The sequence below is a fragment of the Streptomyces sp. NTD91 genome (genome assembly GCF_059510455.1).
In genome coordinates this window covers 52,230-74,674 of sequence record NZ_JCAJZW010000040.1, presented here as the reverse complement: position 1 = coordinate 74,674, position 22,445 = coordinate 52,230, and the positions used below count along the sequence as shown (strand labels likewise).

The window sequence follows — 22,445 nt, the reverse complement described above, 5'->3', positions numbered from 1 at the left end:
CCTCGCCGCCGGCCCACAGGCTGCGCACATGCCCCAGATGCCGGGTCATGATCGCGTGTACGGCCTTCTCGTTCCGCTCCAGCAGGGCGTCGAGGAGTTGCAGGTGCTCCTCGGCCGAAGCGAGCAGCCGGCCGGCCTCCACCAGGGCTGTCAGGCCGTAGAGACGGGAGCGTTTGCGCAGGTCGGCGACCACCTCGACCAGGTGGGCGTTGCCCGCGAGGGCGAGCAGGCCGAGGTGGAAGCGGGTGTCGGCCTCCACATAGGCGATCAGGTCGCCCGCCACCGCCGCGGTGACGATCTCGCGGGCCGCCGGGCGCAGGGCCTCCAGCGAGACACGGTCGGCGGTGCGGGCCAGGGCGACCACGGTCGGGATCTCGACGAGGGCGCGGATGTGCGTGTACTCGTCCAACTGCTTTTCGGAGACGGCGGTGACCCGGAAGCCCTTGTTCGGCACGGTGTCGACGAGGCCCTCCTTGGCCAGGTCCAGCATCGCCTCCCGCACCGGCGTCGCCGAGACACCGAAGCGGGCGGCGAGCGAGGGCGCGGAGTAGACCTCGCCGGGCCGCAGCTCGCCGGCGATCAGCGCGGCGCGCAGCGCCTCGGCGACCCGCTCGCGGTAGCTGCTGCGCCGGCCGCCCAGCCGGGGCAGTGCGGGCACCTCGGTGCCGGGCGTGTCCGCTGCCATGTCACGCATCACCTGGTGAGTGTAGAGGACGCTCTAGAGCACGAAACCTTCAGGGAAGGGGTCGGTGGGGTCGAGCAGGTACTGCGCGGTGCCGGTGATCCACGCGCGCCCCGTGAAGCTGGGCAGGACCGCCGGGAGCCCCGCGACCTGCGTCGTGCCGAGGAGCCGTCCGGTGAAGTGGGTGCCGATGAACGACTCGTTCACGAACTCGGTGTGCAACGGCAGTTCGCCGCGCGCGTGCAGTTGTGCCATGCGCGCGCTCGTGCCCGTGCCGCACGGGGAGCGGTCGAACCAGCCCGGATGGATGACCATCGCGTGCCGCGAGTGGCGGGCGGTGGAGCCGGGCGCGTAGAGGTGGACGTGGTGGCAGCCGCGGATGGACGGATCCTCGGGATGCACCGGTTCCGCCTCGGAGTTGATCGCCTCCATCAGCGACAGGCCGGCCGCGAGGATGTCGTCCTTGCGGGCCCGGTCGAAGGGCAGCCCGAAGGCGTCCAGCGGCAGGATCGCGTAGAAGTTGCCGCCGTAGGCGAGGTCGTAGCCGACCGTGCGGCCGCCGGGCAGGGTGATCCGGCGGTCCAGGGCTACGGCGTACGACGGTACGTTCCGCAGGGTGACGTTGCGCGCGGCGCCGTTCTCCACCGCCACCTCGGCGACCACGGGACCAGCCGGGGTGTCGAGCCGGATGGTGGTCACCGGTTCCACCACCTCCACCATGCCGGTCTCGACCAGCACGGTCGCCACCCCGATGGTGCCGTGCCCGCACATCGGCAGACAGCCGGAGACCTCGATGTAGAGGACGCCCCAGTCGCAGTCGGGGCGGCTCGGCGGCTGCAGGATCGCGCCGCTCATCGCGGAGTGGCCGCGTGGCTCGTTCATCAGCAACCGCATGACGTGGGCGCGGTGTTCACGGAAGTACAGCCGCCGCTCGTTCATCGTCGCACCCGGCACGGTGCCGACCCCGCCGGTGATCACCCGGGTCGGCATGCCCTCGGTGTGCGAGTCGACGGCGTGCAGGACGAGCTTGCTGCGCATGTTCCGGCTCCCTTGTGCTGGAGGCTCATACGAGGCCCGCGGCGACGGCCTTCCCGGTGGCGGCCCGGACCCGGGCCTCCTGCCCGGGCAGCAGCGGCATGCGCGGCGGGCGTACCGGGCCGCCGTAGCGGCCGACGACGTCCATGGACAGCTTGATCGCCTGCACGAACTCCACCCGGGAGTCCCAGCGCAGCAGCGGGTGGAGCTGCCGGTACAGGGGGAGCGCGGTGGTGAGGTCCCCGGCCAGCGCGGCGCGGTACAGCTCGGCCGAGGCGCGCGGCAGCGCGTTGGGGTAGCCGGCCACCCACCCCTTGGCGCCGGCCACCGCCAGTTCCAGCAGGACGTCGTCCGCGCCGATCAAGAGGTCGAGTTCCGGGGCGAGTTCGGCGATGCGGTAGGCGCGGCGGACGTCGCCGGAGAACTCCTTGACGCCGTGGATGTGACCCTCGCCGTGCAGTCGGGCGAGGAGTTCGGGCACCAGGTCGACCTTGGTGTCGATCGGGTTGTTGTACGCCACCACGGGCAGGCCGGCGCGGGCCACCTCCGCGTAGTGGGCGAGCACGGAACGCTCGTCGGCGCGGTAGGCGTTCGGCGGCAGCAGCATCACCGACGCGCAGCCGGCCTCGCCCGCCTGCTCGGCCCAGCGCCGCGCCTCGGCCGCGCCGTACGCGGCGACGCCCGGCATCACCCGCTCGCCGCCGATCGCCGCGACGGCCGTCTGCACCACCCGGGCACGCTCTGCGGGGGTGAGCACCTGGTATTCGCCGAGCGAGCCGTTCGGCACGACGCCGTCACAGCCTTCCGCCACCAGCCAGGCGCAGTGCTCCGCATAGCGGTCGTAGTCGACGGAGAGGTCGTCGCGCAGGGGGAGGGCGGTGGCGACGAGGACGCCGCGCCAGGGGCGGTGCTGCGGGTGGGTCATCTGTGGTCCCCAATCCAATGGTGTGTGACATGGTACTGAGCAGAGCGGTCAGTGCACAGGCTCCGGCCGGGGTCCGTGCGGCACCCGGACCGCCCGGTCAGTCGTCCGGGAGATCGGCGAGGACGCCGAGCGGCACCGGCCGGGCGAACGGGCGGCGTCCGGGGGCCGGCGGGCAGCCGGTCAGCCCGGCCACCGCGGGTGCGCACATCCGGCCCTGGCACCAGCCCATCCCGGCCCGCGTGAGCAGCTTCACCGTGCGCAGATCACCCGCCCCGAGCGCGCCGGCCGCCGTGCGGACCCGGCCGGCGGTGACCTCCTCGCAGCGGCACACGACCGTGTCGTCCGGGATCCGCCCGGCCCACCCCGGGGGCGCGGCGTACACCGTCTCCAGCGCCGCGAAGAACGCCCGCCCGCGGTCCCTGGCCCGCGCGGCGGCCGCCCAGGAGCGCGGGTCGGGGGCGGTGCCGCTCAGACGGGCGGCGATCGAGCGGCCCGCGATGTGACCCTCGGCGAGCGCGAGGGCCGCGCCGCCGATGCCGGTGGTCTCACCGGCGGCCCACACGCCGGGCACGTCGGTGCGCTGTTCGCCGTCGACGCGTACGGCCGTGCCGGCCAGGGTGCACCCGAGAGTCTCGGCGAGGTCGGTGTGCGGCAGCATGCCGTGGCCGACGGCGAGGGTGTCGCACGGGATGCGGCGCGCGCTGCCGGGCCGGATCCGCCCGTCCCGCTCCAGCGCGGCGACCGTCACCGCCTCCAGCCGGTCGGCGCCGTGCGCCTCCAGCACGGTGTGCCGGGGCAGCGTGCGCACCCGGTGCCGCAGCAACCGCCGCGCGTACGAAGCGGCTTCGGCGAGCTTGTCGGGCTGTGCGGCGAGGGCCGGAGCGCGGCGCGCTACGGCCCCGGGGGCGGCGGACTCGACCAGCGCCGCCACCCGCGCACCCGCCGCTGCGAGCCCTGTCGCCACCGGCAGCAGCAGCGGCCCGGTACCGGCCACGACGACCGTGCGGCCCGGCAGCACCAGTCCGCCCTTGAGCATGGCCTGCGCCCCGCCCGCCGTGACCACGCCGGGCAGCGTCCAGCCGGGGAAGGGCAGGACGCGTTCGTAGCCGCCGGTGGCGAGCAGTACGGCGTCGGCGCGCACGGTGACCCCCTTCTCCTGCGCGAAACCGCGCAGGGCGTGCACCGTGAAGGAGACCGTGTCCCGCTCGGTGGAGTCCGACGCGCGTGCGACGCACCAGACCTGATGTTCCGTCAGGTGCGTGATCCGTCCTGCGGCGACGTGTGCGTCGATGCCGTCCCGCAGGCGCTCCCAGGTGTGCCACCGGTGGTGCAGGGCCTCGGGGCGGCGGGCGCCGAGGGCTCGGGCGGGCTGCCGGTAGAACTGGCCGCCCGTCTGCTCGGCCGCGTCGACGAGGGTGACCCGCACCCCCCGGGCGGCCGCCGCCAGCGCTGCCGCGAGCCCGGCCGGGCCCGCCCCGACGACGGCGAGGTGCGCGCGCTCAGTCATCGTCCCGTCCCGTACCCTCCTGCGTGCGGATCACATCGCCCGGCTGCACCGGCACCAGACAGGCCCGTTGGTTCGCGCGCCCGTTGACGGTGACCAGGCAGTCGAAGCACACCCCGATCCCGCAGAACACCCCGCGTGGTCGGCCGTCATGGCGGGTGCGGCGCCAGGACGTCACCCCCGCGGCCCACAGCGCCGCCGCGACCGTCTGGCCGGGCAGGGCGGCGAAGGGAAGGCCGTCGAACGTGACGGCGAAGGCGGTGCCCGGCCGAGCCTCGGCCCACTCCAGTGGAACCGAGGCGCGTCGCGGCGGCCGGGAACGGGACGACTCCGTTGCGTCTGCGGTGCGTCGCGGCCGAAGGGGCCGGGCCGGCTCCAGGGGATTCACGGCGTGTCTCCTCCGTCGGTGTCGAACCGCTCCGGCCGGAACGGCGTGAGATCCAGCTCGGGTGTCCTCCCGGTGAGCGACCCTGCGACCAACTGCCCGGTGCCGGTGGCCAGTCCGATGCCGGCACCCTCGTGCCCGCAGGCGTGGAACAGCCCCGGCGCGCGCGGGTCGGGGCCGATCGCCGGGAGGTGGTCGGGCAGGTACGGCCGGAATCCCGCGTACGTCCGCAGGGCGTGCACCCGTTCCAGGAACGGGAACAGCCCGATCGCCCCTGCGGCGAGCGCCCGTACGGCCGGGAGCGACAGCGACCGGTCGAAGCCGACCCGCTCCCGGCTCGCGCCGATCAGCACCGGGCCGGCGGCGGTGCCCTCCACCACCGGCGAGGTGCACAGGGCCGCCGAGTCGCTCGCGACGTCGGCCACGTAGTCCGCGGCGTACACCTTGTGCCGGACCATTCGCGGCAGCGGCTCGGTGACCAGGACGAAGCCGCGCCGGGGGAGCACCGGCAGCCGGACGCCCGCGAGCGCCGCGAGGTCGCCGCCCCAGGTTCCGGCCGCGTTCACCACCGCCGGTGCGTGCAGGTCGCCGCGGTCGGTGCGGACGCCGGTCACCGTTCCGCCGGCCGTGCGCAGCATCCCCGTCACCGTCCACCCCGGGTGCAGGCGGGCGCCGGAGAGGCGGAGCAGGTGGGCGGCGGCAAGGGCGGGCATGACCTGGGCGTCCTGCGGATAGTGCACCCCGCCCGCCATGTCATGGGTCAAGTGCGGCTCCAGCGAGGCGAGTCGGTCCGCGGTGACCGGATCCGCCGTGACTCCGGCCGCCCGCTGGCCGTCGGCGAACGCGTGCAGCGCGGCGAGCGTCTCCGGGGTGGAGGCGACCACCAGGCCGCCCTTGGGCTCGTACTCGACGGCCGAACCCAGCTCGTCGCCCAGCCCCGCCCACAACCGGGCCGACAGCAGGGCGAGATCGAGTTCGGGGCCCGGTTCCTTGTCGGAGACCAGCAGGTTGCCCTCGCCCGCGCCGGTGGTGCCGCCGGCCACCGGGCCCCGGTCCACCACCCGGACGTCGAGGCCGGCCCGCGCGGCGTACAGGGCACACGCCGCACCGACCATGCCGGCCCCGACCACCACGACATCGCAGGTCAGTCGCTTTGCCACAGCAGTAATATGTCACATGGTCCCAGTCTTGACGAGGCTTTCGGCGGGCCACTGTGGACGAGCGCATCGCCTGTTCGGCGAGGCAGCCCGCCGCGTCGAAGCGGTGCGCCGGCTCCGGGACGGCCGGGAGTACGAGCCGGGATCCGGGACGCGGCGACGGGCCGCCCATCGGCCGGCACCGTCGACTCCACCGTGAAGTCCCGGCTCCACGTACGGCCACCGCCGACCAGCTTCGTCCGGCCCCGCGACCTTCGTCCTCCGGGACACCGACGCAGCCGGGCATGCTCCGGCCGGTCCGTGCCCGGACGGGCGGCCGCACGACGGCGTGGTCGCGGTCGTCACCTCCCCCGTAGGTGACGACCGCGACCGCTCCCCCGCTCCCCCCGGCGCCGGACCGTGGCCGCTGCCGTTCCCGTGCCGTCACCGGCACACGACCGCCGGCTCTCCAGGCCCCCACCTGGAGCGCGGACGGACCGCGGACGACGCAGCGACAGCCCTTGACGAGCCGGACCCGGGCGGCGCCGTCCGGCGCGCCGCCGTCGTCTGCCGCAGGAGCGAGCAGAGCCGTCGGGTCATGCGCTCAGCCTGCCCGTCCGCCGGCGCCCGGCGCCTGAGTCGGGGGCTACTCAAGTCGCCCTGTATCAAACGTGAGTACCCGCGCTCTGCATGGTGTGAGGACTTACGAGCAGGACGCCAAGACGCTGGAGCTGCCCTGGCCGTTCACCGGCCGGGAGGACGAACTGGAACTGGTCCGCGGGTCGTCGGCCGCCGGCCGGCCGGGCATCGTGGTCACCGGACCGGCCGGCCACGGCAAGACCCGGCTGGTCACCGAGGCGGTCCGCGGTACCGAACACGCCCTGGTCACCGGCACCCCCGAGGCCCAGGGCCTGCCCTTCGCGGCCTTCGCCCACCTGCTGCCCGACACCGTCTCGCTCCACCACGCGGTACGGAGGCTGTCCGGCGTACGGCTCCTCGTCGTGGACGACGCCCATCTGCTGGACGAGGCCTCCGCCGCCCTCGTGCACCAGCTCGCCGTGCACGGCCGGACCCGGCTCGTCGTGGCCGCGGTGGACGGAGTGCCCGCGCCCGGCGCGGTGTCCCGGCTGTGGACCGGCGAGCTGCTGCCCCGGCTGGCTCTCCGGCCGCTGCCCCGCGAGGACGTCGCCCGGCTGCTCGGCACGACCGGCCTCGAACCGCTCACCGTGTGCAGGCTGCACCGGATGTGCCGGGGCGATCTGCGGCTGCTGCGCGACCTGGTCGCCGCGATCGGCCGGGCCGGGCAGCTGTATCCCGTCGCCGGTACCCGGGAGCGGGCCTGGCGGGGTGCGGTGCCGGTCACCGCGGCCGTACGGGAGCGGCTCGCGCCCGTGCTCGACCGCTCCCACCCCGGCGAGCGGGACGTGCTCGAGCGCCTCGCGTTCGCCGAACCGCTGCCGTTGCCCGTGGACGACCTGGATCCGCAGGCGCTGGAGGTCCTGGAGACTCTCGAGGCGGACGGTCTGATCCACGTCGACGACGAGGGCGGCGGCGTCACCCTCGCCCATCCCCTGCACGGGCCGGCCCTGCGCGCCACGACCGGCAGGCTGCGCGCCCGGCGGCTGGCCGGGGCGCCGTTCTCGCACGGCCCGGCTCTGGAAGCCGAACGCCGGCTGCTGGTACGGCGGATGGAACAGCTCGACGTCCGCCCGGTGGCGACACCGGTGGGGGAGTGGCTGGTCGCCGAGGGCGTGGGGCTGCCCGCCGGGTACGCCGCCGTCCGCGCCCGGTTCGCGCGGCTGCGCGGCGAAGTGCGGGACGCCGCCGCCTGGGCTCGGGAGGGGTTGCGGGGCGCGCCGGGGGACGCCGCCTGTCTCGCCGAAGTCCGCCTGGCCGAGGGTGAGTCGGGTGACGGCTCCGGCGATGACGTGTACGGCCGGTACGACGCCGTACGTCTCGGTGCGCCTGAGCGGGCACTGCGGCGGCTGCCGGCGGGCAGCGTGCTCGCCCGGCACGCGGAGGCCCTGGTGCGGGGGGACGGGCCCGCGCTGGACCGGGCCGCCGAGGCACTGGAGCACCGCGGCTTCCTGCTCTTCGCGGCCGAGGCCCGGGCGCAGGCCGTGCGGGCGCACCGGGACCCGCGGGCCGCTCGGATGTCCCGTACCCGCGCGGTGGCGCTCGCGCGGTGGTGCCAGGGCGCGCGCACGCCCGCGCTGGCCGGGCTGGTCCTCGGGGAACTCACCGCCCGTCAGCGGCAGATCGTGACCCTGGCGGCGGCGGGGCTGAGCAACCGGGAGATCGCCGAGCGGCTGACGCTGTCGGTGCGGACGGTGGGGAACCATCTGTACAGCGCGTACAGCCGTCTGGGGACGGGTGACCGGGGGGCGCTGCCCTGGCTGGTCGACTCGCCGGAGCGCGCGTCGGCGTGACCCTCACGCCGCCCCGAACGCCGCGAACGCCCAGCCCGTCGCCTGGTGGACGGAGTCGCCGGGGAGGGCCGTACGGGCGTCGCGCAGGGCCTCGGCCAGGGAGAGGCCGGTGTCCAGACCCTTGTGCAGCGCGAGCATCAGCGGCACCACCGCCGCGTCGTTGACCGGTGCGCTGCTCGCCACCACCCCGGCCGTGCCCAGCGGCAGCAACGCGGTGACCAGGCCGAGGAGTTCGTCGGCGCCGACGGAGGCGAGGCGGGCGGTGTCGCAGCTGGAGAGGATGATCCGGTACGGGCTGCGGGCGAGCCGTTCGAAGTCGTGCACGATCAGCGGGCCGTCGGCCATGCGCAGGGCGGAGAACAGCGGGCTGTCGGCGCGGAACGTGCCGTGCGCCGCCAGATGCGCGAGCGCCGCGCCGTCCAGGTGCTCCAGGACGCGCGGGACCTGGGCGTCGTCGTCCTCCAGGACCGTCGCGGTGCCGTAGCGACCGGCCAGTTCCGGCACTTCCGCACCGCCGGTCGCCAGGCCCGGCCCGCGCACCAGCACCTGCCGGCCGCCCGGCGGCGGCTCGGTCTCGCGGGCCCGCAGCCAGCTGCCCGCCGACGGGGACACGCTCAGCACCCGGTCCCGCAGTGCGGGCAGCAGCGCCCACGGCACCCGGTGCAGCGCGCCCGGCGGCACGATCACCACGGGTCCCGGGCCGAGACGGGCCGCCGCCCCGCCCAGCAGCAGCTCCTGCAGCCGCAGACCGGCGGCCTCCACCAGCGGCAGCCGGGCCTCGGCGCCGGGGTGCGCCAGGCGCCGCAGCCCGGCCTGGACGTACCCGGCCTCGGCCACCGCCTCCGCGAGCGGGCCGCCGACGAACCGCCGGACCCGGCCCTGCCCGCACAGCAGGACGTGCACCCGCCCGTCGACCACGGCGAGTTCCACCAGCCGTGCCTCGCCGAGCCGGTCCAGCAGCCGTGCCGCGTCGAAGCGGTCGCCCCCGTGCGGGACCGAGCCGCGCATGTGGTGGGTGCGGGAGCGGATCTCCCTTTCCAGGCGCCGCTGTTCGCGCTCGAGCGCCGGCACCGGGCGGCCCTCCATCCGGGCCTCCTCGGCGCGGGCCGCGATCTCCCGGTAGGCGGTCAGCACGCTGAGCAGCGCGGGGTCGGCGGGCGGCCGGGTGGGCGGCGCGGACAGCACGGTCGCCCGCCAGCGCTCGCTCCACTGCAGCAGCCGGCGCGGTGTGCCATGGGCGAGGCTCACCTCCTGGGCCAGGGCGGCCAGCTCGGCGCCCTGCGCGGTGGCGTGGGCGCGCAGCTCCGAGGCGCCGAGCGTCATCCGGTGGTCGTCCAGCACGTCCAGGCCGCGCCGGCACGCCTCCAGCACACCCCGCCGGGACCCGGCCGCCCGCGCCCGGAGCGCCTGTGCCGCCCAGCCCGTCACGCGGGCCGGCGGTGGTCCGCCGTACCGGCTGCGCGCGGCCACCGCCAGGTGCCGTTCGGCGTCGGCCGGCCGGCCCAGGGCGAGCGCGATACGGCCCGCGAGCAGGGACGCCTCCGGTGCGGCGGGCGAGCCGAACGAGGCCAGCTGCTCCGCGACCGCCGCCGCGTCCGCGACCAGCCGCCCCGATCGGCGCCCGGCCGCCACCCGCGCCTCGATCAGCACCAGCCGCGCATGCGTCTGCCACCACAGCCGGCGCTGCGCCGCGAACAGCCGTACGGCGACGGCGGCGCGGGCCGCGGCGGTGTCGGGGTCCTGGGCCGAGCGGGCGGCCCGCGCGGCGGCCAGCAGCAGTTCGGCCTTCCGGGTGGACTGGCCGCCGATCCGGTCCAGCAGCGCGATCGTCGCGTCCGCCTCGGCCAGCGCCTCCGGGGCGAGCCCGGCCGCCATCAGCACCTCGCAGCGGCGCAGCGACAGCATGTAGGTGGGGGTGCCGAGTTTGGCGTACCGTTCCTCGGCCTCGTCCAGCAGCCGCAGCGCCGCCGGGATGTCCCCGGAGCGGAACGCGGCGAGCCCGCGGCTCTCCACCGCGTCGGCCTTGTCGTGCTCCTGGCCGGTGGTGTCCCACAGCCGTTCCGCCGCCGTGAAGTCGGCGACCGCCCGGTCCACCGCGCCGAGCGCGAGATGGACGGTGGCCCGCAGGGTCAGCGCCCGCGCGGTCCAGATGCCGTCGCGCACCTGCCGCAGCACGGGCAGCGCCCGGCGTACGTCCTCCAGTGCCTCCCGGTGACGCCCCAGCACCCACCACACGTACGCCCGTCGGTACAGCACCCGGGCCCGGGTGTGCCCGCTGCCCCGCGCCACCCCGCGCTCGAAGGAGGCGAGCCCCTGCCGCGTGCGCCCCGCGTGCACCAGTGCGACCCCGAGCGTGGCGAGCACATCGGCCTCGCGGTCGGCCGAGTCGGCGCGCGCGGCCAGATCCCGGGCCCGGCGCAGATGCCGGAGCGCGATCCGCAGATCGCCGAAGTCCCGCTGCCAGATGCCGAGCACCTGGTGGGCGACGCTCGCGTGCAGCGGCGGCGGGGCGGCCCGCAGTACCTGTTCCGCGCCCGACCTGGCCGCGCCCGGGTCGGCGAACACCAGGGGCAGCAGCTCGAGGACCGACTCGCTTCCCGCCGTCACGTGTCGCATCGTAGTGGCCACCTGTATCAGACGGCGGCCCCGCGGCTCTCACTGTCGAACGCCGGCTTCAGGGGGAGGACAGGTCATGGCACCACAGCGGTTCCACGAGCAGTTCCAGCACATCCAGCGGTCCATGCCGGGCGTGTCCCTGGCCATGGGACCGGACGAGGACGCCCACTTCCTGTACGAGAAGGGGGTCGTCCTGGCCCGGGACGGCGAGGAGGCCCGGCTCGTCGAGGACACCGTGCGCGCCCACTTCACCGCGACCGACGGCCTGGTCCCCGACCACGTCCGGCGCGACGGCCCGGCGGCCAACCGCACCGGCGTCACCCGCATCCGTGTCGCCGACCCGGCCGCGGGCGACGACACAGTGCCGCACGCGCTGCGCGCGCTGCGCGAGGCCGAGGACCGTCGTGGCCGCCGGGTGGTGAGCCGCAACCACGTGGTGCACATCGCGGTCAACGCCTGCCCCGGCGACGAGCCGGTGCCCGCCGCCCGCACACAGCCGGCCAACCCGGCGCCCGCCGGGGGCCGTTACGACGCGGACAGCGCCGTCGGCGTCCTCGTGATCGACACCGGACTGGTGCACGACTACGGCTCCTACCCGCTGCTCGCCCACACCACGGGCGATCCCCAGGCGGCCGAGACCGACGCCGACGGGGTGCTGCGCCAGTACGTCGGCCACGGCACGTTCATCGCCGGGATCCTCGCGGCCGTCGCTCCCGGCACCGCGATCACCGTGCGCGGCACCCTGAACGACGCCGGGGCGATCCTGGAGTCCGAGTTCGGCGCCCGGCTCCTCGAGGCGGTCGACCAGGACGGCTGGCCCGACATCATCAGCCTCTCCGCGGGGACCACCACCGAGGGCGGCGACGGCCTCATCGGCCTGGACGTGTTCATGCGCGAACTGCGCGAGCAGCGCACCCTGCTGGTGGCCGCGGCCGGCAACAACGGCAGTGACACGCCGTTCTGGCCCGCCGCCTACGCGGCCCTGCCGGAGTACGCGCACAGCGTGCTGTCGGTGGGCGCGCTGCGCGCGGACGGCGACGGCGAGGCCTGCTTCAGCAACCACGGGCCCTGGGTGCGGGTCTTCGCCCCCGGCGAGCGCCTCACCAGCGCCCTCACCGGTTTCGGCACACCCGTGCCGTACGTCTACCAGCATTCCACCTACGACGCCTGCCGGTTCGGCTACGACTATCCGTGCACCTGCCGGTTCCCGCGCCACACCGGCGTGTTGAGCGAGGGGCAGGAGAGCACCGGGGCCAAGCCGGACCAGGTGATGTTCGACGGTCTCGCGCAGTGGAGCGGCACCTCCTTCGCCACTCCCGTCGCCGCCGGTCTCGTCGCCGCCCGGATGTCGGCGTACGCGCAGCCCGAGCCGCGCACGGCGCTCACCGGTCTGCTCGCCGGCACGACGGACACCGCCGAGGTGCGCGGGGCGCGGGTTCCGGCGCTGCGGCCGGCCACCTGGCGCCCGGTACCGGTCGTGGCGCCGGCCGTGCCCGCATGAGGTCGGGAACGCTCCACCCCACGGCGTACGATGGCGTGCCGTACGTGAGGGGTGGAGCCGTGGACCGATCAGAGGTCGGCGCGCTCGTCCAGTCCGCCGTCGACGGGGACGCCGCGGCCTGGAAGGCGCTGGTGGAAGGGATGAGTCCGCTGGTGTGGTCGGTCGTGCGCGCACACCGGCTCTCCGAGGCCGACGGGTACGAGGTCTACCAGACCGTGTGGTTCCGCTTCGCCCAGCACCTGGGCCGCATCCGCGAACCCGACAAGGCCGGTTCCTGGCTGGCCAGCACGGCCCGTCACGAGTGCCTGAAGGTGCTCAAGAGCCTGGCCCGGCTGACCCTGACCGACGACCCGCGGGTGTTGGACCGGGCCAGCGACGACCGGACCCCCGAGGAGACGCTGATCGATTCGGAGGACGAGGCGGACCGGGCCGAGCGGGTCCGCCGTCTCTGGCAGGAGCTGGACGGGCTGGGGGAGCGGTGCCGGCAGTTGCTGCGCGTGCTCGTGGCCTCCCCGCCGCCCAGCTACGGGGAGATCTCCGCCGCGCTCGGCATCGCGGTCGGCAGCATCGGGCCCCTGCGCCAGCGCTGTCTGCGCCGGCTGCGGGCCCGGATGGACGCACGGGGTGCGGCATGAACGAGGACGACCGACTCCCGGAGGCGGGCCCGGTGGACGACGAGCGGGCGGACGCCCTGCTGGAGCGGGAGCTGCGCCAGGCGGCCTCGGTCCTCGACCCGGTCCCGGAGGCTTTGCGTCAACTGGCCCTCGAGGCCTACGCGTTGCACGATCTGGACGCGCGGATCGCGGAGCTGACCTTCGACTCGCTCGTGGACGCGCTGCCGGTCAGGGGCGTGACGGACGCACCGCGGATGCTGACGTTCAGCGCGGGCGAGGTAACCGTGGACGTCGAGGTCACCGAGGACGGACTGATCGGCCAGGTGCTGCCGCCCGGGTCCGCGCACATCGAGGTGCTCGGCGGCCCGCAGACCGCCCGCCCCGTCCCCGTCGACACGCTCGGCCGCTTCACCAGCGACACACCTCCGGCCGGCCCGTTCGCCCTCAGGCTGCGGACCGGCGCGGAGGTCATCGTCACGGAGTGGCTGCGGGCGTGACGCGGGCTGTGCGCGCACCGGACGACCCGGTCCGGGGGGCCGGGTCTCGCGCGTGCTGGCCGGGCAGGGGCGGCGTGAGCGCCCGCGGTCCGCTCAGCGGACCCAGGTAACGGGCAGCGTCTGCGGGCCGCGGATCATCGTCCGGTGCCGCCACCGCACCTCCTCGGCCGGCACCGCGAGCCGCAGCCCGGGCAGCCGGTCCAGCAGGGTGTCCACCAGCAGCTCGGTCTGGAGCCGGGCCAGCAGCGTACCGGTGCAGAAGTGCGGGCCGTTGCCGAACGCCACGTGCGGGTTGGGCTCCCGGTCGGGGTCGATGCTGTCCGGGTCGGGAAAGACGTCCGGATCGCGGTTGGCGGCGAGATAGGAGACGTACACCGGCTCGCCCGCGGCGATCCGGTGGCCGGCGATCTCCACGTCCTGAAGCGCGATCCGGGCGAGCCCGACCGAGTTGCGGTGCGGGATCCACCGGAACAGTTCGTCCAGTACCGGGCCGCGCGCCTCGGGATGCGTCAGCATCCGCTCCATCAGCTCCGGCCGGGTCAGCATCAGGTACAGCATCTGCCCGCAGTTGTGGGTGACGGCCTCGCCGCCGATCTGCAGCGGACCGGCCAGCCCGACGGCCTCCTCCTCGCTGATCTCGCCGCGTGCCACCGCCCCGCCGAGCATCGAGTAGACGTCCTCGCCCCGGCCGTCGGAACGGGCCCGGACGATCGTCCTGATCCACCCGTACAGGCCGTCCTTGGCCCGGCCGGCCGCCTCGGCCCCGTTGGTGGAGATGATCTCCCGGGTCCAGGTGTGCACCTGCGCCCGGTCGGCGGCGGGCACGCCCATCACCTCGCTGACGACGCCGAGCGGGAACGGCTCCAGCACCCGCTCGATCAGATCGGCCGGCGGTCCGTCGTGTACGACGCCGTCCACCAGCTCGTCCAGGATCTCCTGCGCGCGGGGCCGCAGCCGTTTCATGGCGCTCATCGTGAAGGCGCCGGCGACCGGCTTGCGCAGCCGGTTGTGGTCGGGCTGGTCGGCCCAGGCGAGCGAGCCGGGGCGGGGCGCGAAGTTCGGTGCCATCCGGGTCACCTGACGGCGAGTCACTTCCGTGCGGCTGAACCGCGGATCGTTGGTGATCAGTTTCACGTCGGCGTGCCGGGTCGCCAGCCACGCCCAGCCCTCGCCGAACGGCAGCCGGATCCGCGTCAGCGGACCCTCGCGCATCAGGCCGGCGAGCGCCGGGTCGAAGTCCGTCCCGTCCAGGTCGGGGGTGGGCCAGTCCCGTACGGGGGGCGGGGCCTGGCCGGTGAGCGTCTCCTCGGTCATGACCTCCACGTTGGTACGGGTGTCTCCGGCTGTCCTGCGGGCGTAGGCCGGGTGGCGGGGGGTGTGCGCCTGCTGGGGTGCCGGAGCGTGCGGCGGGCGGCCGGGGTGGGTCGTGGCTGATCGCGCGCCCGCGCGGCGGAGCCGCACACCGGTGCGGGCCCGGCCCTTGCGGGGTGGGGTGCTCAGGCCGCGTCGACCAGTGCGGCCAGTGCGGTGGCCAGGCGGTCGAGGCCCGGGCCGGGAGTACCGCCCGGCTCGGCCATGTAGGTGTCCCGCCTGATCTCCACCATCAGGGCGCAGACCCGGGTGTCGGTGCCGTGGTACTCCAGCGGCACGTACGTCCCGGCGAACGGGCTGTCCAGGCCTGTCCTGCCCACCGCCGCGAACGCCTCGCGAGCCGCTCGGGTGAGCCACGCTGGCGTGTGGAAGGCGTCCGTGCCCAGGCACACCGGCGGGCGCGGGCCGGTGCCGTGCAGTTCGTAGGGCAGCGGCTCGGACGGATAGGAGTGCACGTCGATGATCACGGCCCGGCCGGTGGCGGCCAGCCGGCCTGCGACCGCTTCGGTCATGGCTCGCGCGTACGGCCGGAAGTACCGTGCCAGCAGCGGCTCCGGGCCGGTGTCCGCGGGCCGCAGCTCGCCCAGGTGCGTGGTCCGCGTGTACACGGCGCCCATGCCGACGGCCGCCATCTCCTCCCGCTCGTCCGGGAACCGCTCGGGGTCCACGACGAGCCGGGACAGCCGGTTCACGAACCGCCAGGGCGTGACCCCGGCCAGCGCGGCGGCCCGCTCGGCGAGTTCGGCGGTGTGCGCGTCGGTGATGTGGTCCAGCTCCCGCTCCAGCGCGGCGTCGTCCAGCACGATCCCGGCCCGCACGTCCACCGGAACGGCTCGCGCGGAGTGGGGCACGTGCAGCAGCACCGGGGAGCCGGGGTCACCCGGCAGAAGTTCGAAGGAGGGCATTGGGGCTCCGGGCGTGGTCGGTCTGCGGACACGGCTCCGCCCCGGCCGGGGTCGCCGGCCGGGGCGGAGGGCGTTCACAAGGGCGGCTCAGGACCGCGGGCGCCGGTCCCCCGGCAGGCAACGTTCGCCCGTCGAGGAGCGGCGTCCGGTGCGGCGAGTGGGGGGCACCTCCCACGCCCTTGAGGCAGTGGGGGAGCGTGCCGGGCCTCGCGACGGGGCGAACGTTGCCCGTTGGGGCACTAGCTCAGGGAGGTCAGCGCCTCGTTCCAGGTCGCCGACGGGCGCATGACCGCGTCCGCCTTGGCCTTGTCGACCTGGTAGTAGCCGCCGATGTCGGCCGGCTTGCCCTGGACGGCGTTCAGCTCGTCCACGATCTTCCGCTCGTTCGCGGCGAGGGTCTCGGCGAGCGGCGCGAAGGCCTTCGCGAGGTCGGCGTCGTCGGTCTGCCCGGCCAGCTCCTGCGCCCAGTACAGGGACAGGTAGAAGTGGCTGCCGCGGTTGTCGATGCCACCGACGCGCCGGGTCGGGGACTTGTCCTCGTCGAGGAAGGTCGCCGTGGCGCGGTCGAGGGTGTCGGCGAGGACCTTGGCACGGGTGTTGCCGGTGGCCTCCGCGTACTGCTCGAAGGAGGGGACGAGCGCGAAGAACTCGCCGAGGGAGTCCCAGCGCAGGTAGTTCTCCTTGACCAGCTGCTGGACGTGCTTCGGCGCGGAGCCGCCGGCGCCCGTCTCGAACAGGCCGCCGCCCGCCATCAGCGGGACGACCGAGAGCATCTTGGCGCTGGTGCCCAGCTCCAGGATGGGGAAGAGGTCGGTCAGGTAGTCACGCAGCACGTTGCCGGTCACCGAGATGGTGTTCTCGCCGCGGCGGATGCGCTCCACCGACAGCTTGGTGGCCTCGACCGGGGACAGGATCCGGATGTCCAGGCCCTCGGTGTCGTGCTCCGGCAGGTACTGCTTGACCTTGGCGATGAGCTGCGCGTCGTGGGCCCGGTTCTCGTCCAGCCAGAACACGGCCGGGTCGCCGGTGGCGCGGGCGCGGGTCACGGCCAGCTTGACCCAGTCGCGGATCGGCGCGTCCTTGGTCTGGCAGGCGCGGAAGATGTCCCCGGCCGAGACCATCTGCTCCAGGACGACGTTGCCGGACCGGTCGACCAGGCGGACGGTGCCGGTGACCGGGATCTCGAAGGTCTTGTCGTGGCTGCCGTACTCCTCGGCCTTCTGCGCCATGAGGCCGACGTTCGGGACGGAACCCATGGTGGACGGGTCGTAGGCGCCGTTGGCGCGGCAGTCCTCGATCACGGCCTGGTAGACGCCGGCGTAGGAGGAGTCCGGCAGCACCGCGAGGGTGTCGTGCTCCTCGCCGTCCGGGCCCCACATGTGGCCGGAGGTGCGGATCATGGCCGGCATCGAGGCGTCCACGATGACGTCGGAGGGCACGTGCAGGTTGGTGATGCCCTTGTCCGAGTCGACCATCGCCAGGGCCGGCCCCTCGGCAAGCTCGGCGTCGAAGGAGGCCTTGATCTCGGCGCCCTCGGGCAGGGACTCGATGCCCTTGAGGATGCCGCCCAGGCCGTCGTTCGGGGTCAGACCGGCGGCGGCGAACGTCTCCCCGTACTTCGCGAACGTCTTCGGGAAGAAGGCGCGCACCACGTGACCGAAGATGATCGGGTCGGAGACCTTCATCATCGTGGCCTTCAGGTGCACGGAGAACAGCACGTCCTCCTGCTTGGCACGGGCGACCTGCGCGCCGAGGAACTCGCGCAGCGCGGCGACGCGCATCACGGAGGCGTCGACGACCTCGCCCTCGAGGACCGGCACGGACTCCCGCAGCACGGTCGTCGAGCCGTCGTCGCCCTTGAGCTCGATACGCAGCGTACCGGCCTCGGAGATCACCACGGACTTCTCCGTGGAGCAGAAGTCGTCCACGCCCATGGTCGCCACGGCGGTCTTGGACTCGCCGGTCCAGGCGCCCATGCGGTGCGGATGGGTCTTGGCGTAGTTCTTCACCGAGGCCGGGGCACGGCGGTCGGAGTTGCCCTCACGCAGGACCGGGTTGACGGCGGAGCCCTTGACCTTGTCGTAGCGCGCGCGGATCTCGCGCTCCTCGTCGGTCTTGGGGTCGTCCGGGTAGTCCGGCAGCGCGTAGCCCTTGCCCTGCAGCTCGGCGACGGCGGCCTTCAGCTGCGGGATGGACGCCGAGATGTTCGGCAGCTTGATGATGTTGGCCGCGGGCGTCTTGGCCAGCTCGCCCAGCTCACTCAGCGCGTCAGGGATGCGCTGGTCCTCGTTCAGGTACTCCGGGAAGACGGCGATGATGCGCCCGGCCAGCGAGATGTCACGTGTCTCCACGGGCACACCGGCCTGCGAGGCGTACGCCTGGATCACCGGCAGGAACGAATGCGTCGCCAGGGCCGGGGCCTCGTCTGTGTAGGTGTAGATGATGGTCGAGTCAGTCACCGGGTGCTCCGCTCCACGTCTGCAACATTGCTCGACATCAAGATATCTCGTGAGGGAGGTCTGCTCGACAGGGGTCCCGGCCGGAAAGCGCCGCGAGCCGCCGCGGCCAGGAGCCGCTGCCGGTGGCCGTGACAGGCGATCACCCGGCGGCGACGGACGGTCGGCACGGACCGGACACCGGGTCTTCCCCGCCCCTCGGCGATGACGCGTACGGCGTGTCCCGTCCCACCCCGGCGCGGCCGGCCATCGGCCCGGGAATCTTGCGGGGCTGCGATCAGCCGCGAGGCGCGGTGCCGCGCCCGGCCCCGCCCGTCATCTCGCGCTCGATCCAGCGGCAGATCACGTCCACCACGTACACGTGCTCGGCCCGGGTCAGCTCCCGCCCCATGGGGATGCCGTGCCGGCGCTCCAGGCAGCCCCGGCAGCAGGTGGCGGTCGCGTGCTGGGCGACGAAGACCGGATGCCCCCTGTACGGCGTCTGCTTGCCGTCCTTGTACGGCGCGGCCGGCGCGAGCCGTTTCGCGATCAGGTCGTACGCGTGCCACCTGATCGTCGCCGGGCCCTTCAGCCCGGCGGTCGCCCGGTCCCGGCCGCGCAGGTGGAACCTCGCCCGGAACGGCTCCCGGGCGAGGGCGTCGAGTCGTCGGTCGAGCCAGGCGGGATCGGCGGAATCAGACATACCGCTTCGAGCTCAACGTGCGGCTACGGGGCCGGCCTGGCCCCCGGCGCCCGCTCCTCCCCGCTGCGCTGCTGCGGGATCGTCACCGCCGCCTGCTGCAGCGCCACCGTGCGGGCGGGGGCCGGGATGGAGATTCCCTCCTCCCGGTAGCGGCGGTGAAGGCGCTTGATGAACTCGTGCTTGATGCGGTACTGGTCGCTGAACTCGCCGACACCGAGGATCACCGTGAAGCCGATGCGGGAGTCGCCGAAGGTGTGGAAGCGGATGGCGGGCTCGTGGTCGGGGACGGCGCCCTCGACCTCGCGCATGGTCCGCGCGACGACCTCCACGGTGACCTTCTCCACGTGCTCCAGATCGGAGTCGTAGCCCACCCCCACCTGCACCGGCACGGTCAACCGCTGCTCGGGATGGGTGTAGTTGGTCATGTTGGCCTTGGCGAGCTGGCCGTTGGGGATGACCACCAGGTTGTTGGACAGCTGGCGGACCGTCGTCTGGCGCCAGTTGATGTCGACGACGTATCCCTCCTCGCCGGTGCCGAGGCGGATGTAGTCGCCCGGCTGAACCGTCTTGGAGGCGAGGATGTGGACGCCCGCGAACAGGTTGGCGAGGGTGTCCTGGAGGGCGAGAGCGACCGCAAGGCCGCCGACGCCCAGCGCGGTCAGCAGGGGCGCGATGGAGATGCCGAGGGTCTGCAGGACCACCAGGAAGCCGATCGCCAGGACCAGCACCCGGGTGATGTTGACGAAGATGGTCGCCGAGCCCGCCACGCCGGAGCGGGACTGGGTGACCGTGCGGACCAGACCGGCGATCACCCGGGCCGCTGACAGGGTCACCACGAAGATCAGCCACACCTCGAGGGTCTGGTCGACGTGGTGCTGCACCGTTCGCGTCAGCGGCAGCACGGCCGCGGCCGCCGCCGCGCCGCCCGCGATCGCCGCCCAGGGGACGACCGAGCGCAGCGCGTCCACGATGACGTCGTCACCGCTCCAGCGGGTCCGCTTGGCGTGCTTCGCGAGCCACCGCAGAAGCGTGCGGGACAGGAAGGCGAGCAGCAGGCCCGCCGCGAGGGAGATGCCGGCGACGACGAGGTCGTCCAGGGTCAGCGCGCGGTTCACCGGTCACCTCCGGTGCGGGCCGAGGCTGCGGGGTCGTGAAGTCTCGTCACCATGTCACCTGCTCGATGTGCGGGATGTGCGATCGTGCCGGTCCGGAGGAACTCCGGTGACCGGCGCGATCGTTCATCCTGCCCCATCGGGAACACCGGTTCGTGGCCGGACCGGTGTCCGTCGGACGGACGGCTCGGACGATGCCCTCGGCGAGTTCGGCCTGGCCGCGGTCGCTGCCGTACGCGGCGGCGGTCGGGTGCCGTACGCGGCGGCGGTCGGGTGCCGTACCAGCGGCGGGCGACCCACCACCAGGTGCGCAGCCCCGGCGCCGGCCGCCGAGCCGGTCGGCCATGTGGTACAGCGCGCCCGAGGTCGGATGGGCGCTGGTGACCTCGGCGAGGGCGGGACCGACGCACCGCACGGACAGGCCGGCGCCCGCCCGGCCCCCCGGCATCACGGCGGGACCGCCGGTGTTCAGGCCGAGTCCGTACGGCGTCACGCGGCCGCCCGGACTGTGCCGACCCGACTGCCCCGCAGACCCCGACGGCCCGGTCGGCGACCTGCCCGGACAACTGCGCGTCCCGTGCTCCCGGCCGGCGTTCGGCGCGCCCGGGCAGGGCGGCCTCAGAGCGTTCGAGGAGCCGGCAGTGGCGGCGCCGGGTGCGGGTGCTCACCGGACCCGGCACGGACACACGGCAGCGGGTGAACCTCGCGACAACCGTGCGCGCCCGGGGCCTGCCCACCCGGCGCACCCCCGTGTGCCCGTACCGGTGGCTGCCGGCAGAGCAGGGGACTGCGGCCCTGGTGGTTCACAGGTCCGCGAACGACCCGTGCCGGCCGGCCCCGGCGGCGAAGCGGGCGGCTCCCTCCGCGCTCTCGGCCAGCACGGCCGTTCCGTGCCGGAGTTCACCGCGCAGCGCCCTCTCCTCGTCCAGGCCCTCCTGCTCGAGGACCGACGCGCGGTCGCCGCGCAGACAGGCCTGCGGGAACCGGGCGATCTCGGCCGCAAGCGCCTCGGCCTCGGCGCGGGCGCGTCCCGTCGGCACCACGCGGTTGGCGAGCCCCATCTCGTACGCCTCGCGGGCCGGCACGGGCCGGCCGGTGAGGATCATGTCCATGGCCCGGCCGGTGCCGATCAGCCGGGGCAGCCGTACCGTGCCGCCGTCGATCAGCGGTACGCCCCAGCGGCGGCAGAACACCCCGAACACGGCGTCCTCCTCCGCGACCCGCAGGTCGCACCACAGGGCCAGCTCCAGACCGCCCGCCACCGCGTGTCCGGCGACGGCGGCGATCACCGGCTTCGACAGTCGCATCCGCGTCGGCCCCATGGGCCCGTCGCCGTCCTCCGCCACCCGGTTGCCGCGTCCGGTGCCGATCGCCTTGAGGTCCGCGCCCGCGCAGAAGGTGCCGCCCTCACCCCACAGCACCGCCACCCTCGCGCCGTCGTCGGCCTCGAACTCCCGGAATGCGGCGGCGAGTTCGGCGGCCGTCGGCCCGTCCACCGCGTTGCGTGCCGCGGGTCGGGAGAGGACGACCGTGGTGACGTGCTCCGTGCGCTCGACGCGGACCGGCATGGGGAGCCCTCCTTGGTTCGGTTGAGAAGGCCACTGTGCCTCAGATGACCTTGAACCGGACCAGCGCCCCCAGCGCCAGCGCCCCCGGCAGCAGCGGGACCCACACGGTGATGATGCGATAGGCGAGGACCACCGCCGTGGCCACCGCGGCCGGGCCGCCCACCGCGACCAGCGCCACGATCAGCGCCGCCTCGACGGAGCCCAGGCCGCCCGGTGTCGGCACCAGCGCCACGGCAACGGTCGCCGCGAGGTAGGCGAGCGCCATGTGCGCCACCGGCACCGGCAGGCGGAGGGCATGGCCGACCGCGGCGAGACCGGCGGCCTGCAACGCGGGGAAGGCCAGCGAGCCGCCCCACAGGGCAAGAGCACGGGCGGGCCGGGTGTGCACCGACCGGGCCTCGCCGAGGGCGGCCCGCAGGAACGCGCACACGCGCCGCCGCAGCGGCCGTACGACAGCGGCCACGGCCGCCGCCGGCGCCAGCAGGCCGGCCGCGCCCAGCAGCAGCGGGAGGGCCGAACCGTCCGGCAGCAGGGGCCCGAGCCGCAACGCGTCGGGGAAGGCGAGCAGCAGCGCGGCCAGCAGGCCGACCCGGCCCACCGACTCGGCCAGCAGATACAGGGCGAGCGCGGCCGAGGAGCGGGCGAGCGGCACCCCGCACACGGTCATGAAGCGCAGGTTCACCGCGCCCGCGCCGAGCCCGGTGGGCAGCAGGTGGTTGGCCGAGGCCGCCGCGAACTGAGTGGCCAGCAGCCGCCCCTTCGGCAACGGCTGCACCACCGCGCCCTGGCGGGTGAACGCCGCGGCCACCCAGGTCAGACAGGTGGCACCGGCCGCCGCCAGCAGCCACGGCCAGGAGGCGGTACGCAGCTGGCCGAAGCCCTCGGCGAGCAGCGAACGGTTCCGCACGGCGACCACGGAGACGAGCGCGAGCGGCACCAGGCACAGCACCTGGCGGACGGGGACGCGACCGGGGAGGCGCCCCCGGGGCGGGGGAATCGGGACGGCAGTCACATCGGCAGAGGTTCT

General features: G+C 74.5%; 18 protein-coding genes and 1 pseudogene. 4 read left to right on the top strand and 15 right to left on the bottom strand.

From position 1 onward, the window contains the following. From AC5WRT_RS30740 to AC5WRT_RS30715, 6 genes are all read right to left on the bottom strand, one after another. Positions 1–694 (bottom strand): GntR family transcriptional regulator (locus AC5WRT_RS30740; protein ID WP_496100808.1); only part of this gene is annotated, 694 nt, incomplete at its 3' end. Between the two features lie 24 nt (positions 695–718). Next, on the bottom strand, positions 719–1,720 hold the full coding sequence (locus AC5WRT_RS30735; protein WP_496097292.1) for a proline racemase family protein: 1,002 nt from the start codon (positions 1,718–1,720) through the stop codon (positions 719–721). A gap of 25 nt (positions 1,721–1,745) precedes the next feature. Further along, the gene (locus AC5WRT_RS30730) at positions 1,746–2,642 is read right to left on the bottom strand and encodes a dihydrodipicolinate synthase family protein (protein WP_496097293.1); all 897 of its coding nucleotides are present in this window, start codon (positions 2,640–2,642) and stop codon (positions 1,746–1,748) included. A gap of 97 nt (positions 2,643–2,739) precedes the next feature. Then, positions 2,740–4,149, bottom strand: coding sequence for an FAD-dependent oxidoreductase (locus AC5WRT_RS30725; protein WP_496100807.1), 1,410 nt, complete (start codon positions 4,147–4,149; stop codon positions 2,740–2,742). Beyond that, positions 4,142–4,435, bottom strand: coding sequence for a (2Fe-2S)-binding protein (locus AC5WRT_RS30720; RefSeq protein WP_496100809.1), 294 nt, complete (start codon positions 4,433–4,435; stop codon positions 4,142–4,144). The genes AC5WRT_RS30725 and AC5WRT_RS30720 overlap by 8 nt, the downstream gene beginning before the upstream one ends. A 95-nt stretch (positions 4,436–4,530) precedes the next feature. Then, positions 4,531–5,691: an NAD(P)/FAD-dependent oxidoreductase gene (locus tag AC5WRT_RS30715; RefSeq protein WP_496097295.1), complete on the bottom strand. Its 1,161-nt coding sequence runs from the start codon at positions 5,689–5,691 to the stop codon at positions 4,531–4,533. A 671-nt stretch (positions 5,692–6,362) separates the two neighbouring features. Here AC5WRT_RS30715 and AC5WRT_RS30710 point away from each other — a divergent pair. After that, positions 6,363–8,096 carry a LuxR family transcriptional regulator AbsR2 gene (locus tag AC5WRT_RS30710; protein ID WP_496097296.1) on the top strand — a complete coding sequence of 578 codons (1,734 nt, stop codon included), beginning with the start codon at positions 6,363–6,365 and terminating at the stop codon, positions 8,094–8,096. 3 nt (positions 8,097–8,099) lie between these two features. Here the strand turns inward: AC5WRT_RS30710 and AC5WRT_RS30705 are convergent, their stop codons facing one another. After that, complete coding sequence (locus AC5WRT_RS30705; RefSeq protein ID WP_496097297.1) at positions 8,100–10,712, bottom strand: CHAT domain-containing protein; 2,613 nt, start codon at positions 10,710–10,712, stop codon at positions 8,100–8,102. Positions 10,713–10,788: 76 nt separating this feature from the next. On the opposite strand from AC5WRT_RS30705, the gene AC5WRT_RS30700 reads away from it, so the two are divergent. From AC5WRT_RS30700 to AC5WRT_RS30690, 3 genes are read left to right on the top strand one after another with little or no spacing between them, the layout of a single operon-like run. Next, on the top strand, positions 10,789–12,213 hold the full coding sequence (locus AC5WRT_RS30700) for a S8/S53 family peptidase (protein WP_496097298.1): 1,425 nt from the start codon (positions 10,789–10,791) through the stop codon (positions 12,211–12,213). Then, positions 12,210–12,848, top strand: coding sequence for an RNA polymerase sigma factor (locus AC5WRT_RS30695; protein WP_496097299.1), 639 nt, complete (start codon positions 12,210–12,212; stop codon positions 12,846–12,848). Before AC5WRT_RS30700 ends, AC5WRT_RS30695 begins: the two co-directional genes overlap by 4 nt. Continuing rightward, on the top strand, positions 12,845–13,324 hold the full coding sequence (locus tag AC5WRT_RS30690; RefSeq protein WP_496097300.1) for a hypothetical protein: 480 nt from the start codon (positions 12,845–12,847) through the stop codon (positions 13,322–13,324). The genes AC5WRT_RS30695 and AC5WRT_RS30690 overlap by 4 nt, the downstream gene beginning before the upstream one ends. Positions 13,325–13,417: 93 nt before the next feature. Here the strand turns inward: AC5WRT_RS30690 and AC5WRT_RS30685 are convergent, their stop codons facing one another. The 8 genes and pseudogenes from AC5WRT_RS30685 to AC5WRT_RS30650 all read right to left on the bottom strand — a co-directional run bounded on the left by AC5WRT_RS30685 (position 13,418) and on the right by AC5WRT_RS30650 (position 22,430). Further along, positions 13,418–14,638 carry a cytochrome P450 gene (locus AC5WRT_RS30685; RefSeq protein WP_496097301.1) on the bottom strand — a complete coding sequence of 407 codons (1,221 nt, stop codon included), beginning with the start codon at positions 14,636–14,638 and terminating at the stop codon, positions 13,418–13,420. A 182-nt stretch (positions 14,639–14,820) separates the two neighbouring features. Further along, positions 14,821–15,600: an N-formylglutamate amidohydrolase gene (locus AC5WRT_RS30680; protein WP_496097302.1), complete on the bottom strand. Its 780-nt coding sequence runs from the start codon at positions 15,598–15,600 to the stop codon at positions 14,821–14,823. A 239-nt stretch (positions 15,601–15,839) separates the two neighbouring features. Next, the gene (locus tag AC5WRT_RS30675) at positions 15,840–18,059 is read right to left on the bottom strand and encodes an NADP-dependent isocitrate dehydrogenase (RefSeq protein WP_496100806.1); all 2,220 of its coding nucleotides are present in this window, start codon (positions 18,057–18,059) and stop codon (positions 15,840–15,842) included. Between the two features lie 274 nt (positions 18,060–18,333). Next, on the bottom strand, positions 18,334–18,738 hold the full coding sequence (locus tag AC5WRT_RS30670) for a DUF4186 domain-containing protein (protein WP_496097304.1): 405 nt from the start codon (positions 18,736–18,738) through the stop codon (positions 18,334–18,336). Positions 18,739–18,761: 23 nt separating this feature from the next. Then, positions 18,762–19,853, bottom strand: a complete 1,092-nt coding sequence (locus AC5WRT_RS30665) for a mechanosensitive ion channel family protein (RefSeq protein ID WP_496097305.1) — start codon at positions 19,851–19,853, stop codon at positions 18,762–18,764. 298 nt (positions 19,854–20,151) lie between these two features. Beyond that, positions 20,152–20,349 (bottom strand): annotated as a pseudogene (locus AC5WRT_RS30660) (amino acid permease); the annotation flags it as partial. A 304-nt stretch (positions 20,350–20,653) separates the two neighbouring features. Continuing rightward, positions 20,654–21,418, bottom strand: coding sequence for a crotonase/enoyl-CoA hydratase family protein (locus tag AC5WRT_RS30655; protein WP_496097306.1), 765 nt, complete (start codon positions 21,416–21,418; stop codon positions 20,654–20,656). A gap of 40 nt (positions 21,419–21,458) precedes the next feature. Then, positions 21,459–22,430: a lysylphosphatidylglycerol synthase transmembrane domain-containing protein gene (locus AC5WRT_RS30650; RefSeq protein WP_496097307.1), complete on the bottom strand. Its 972-nt coding sequence runs from the start codon at positions 22,428–22,430 to the stop codon at positions 21,459–21,461. Positions 22,431–22,445 lie beyond the last annotated feature (15 nt).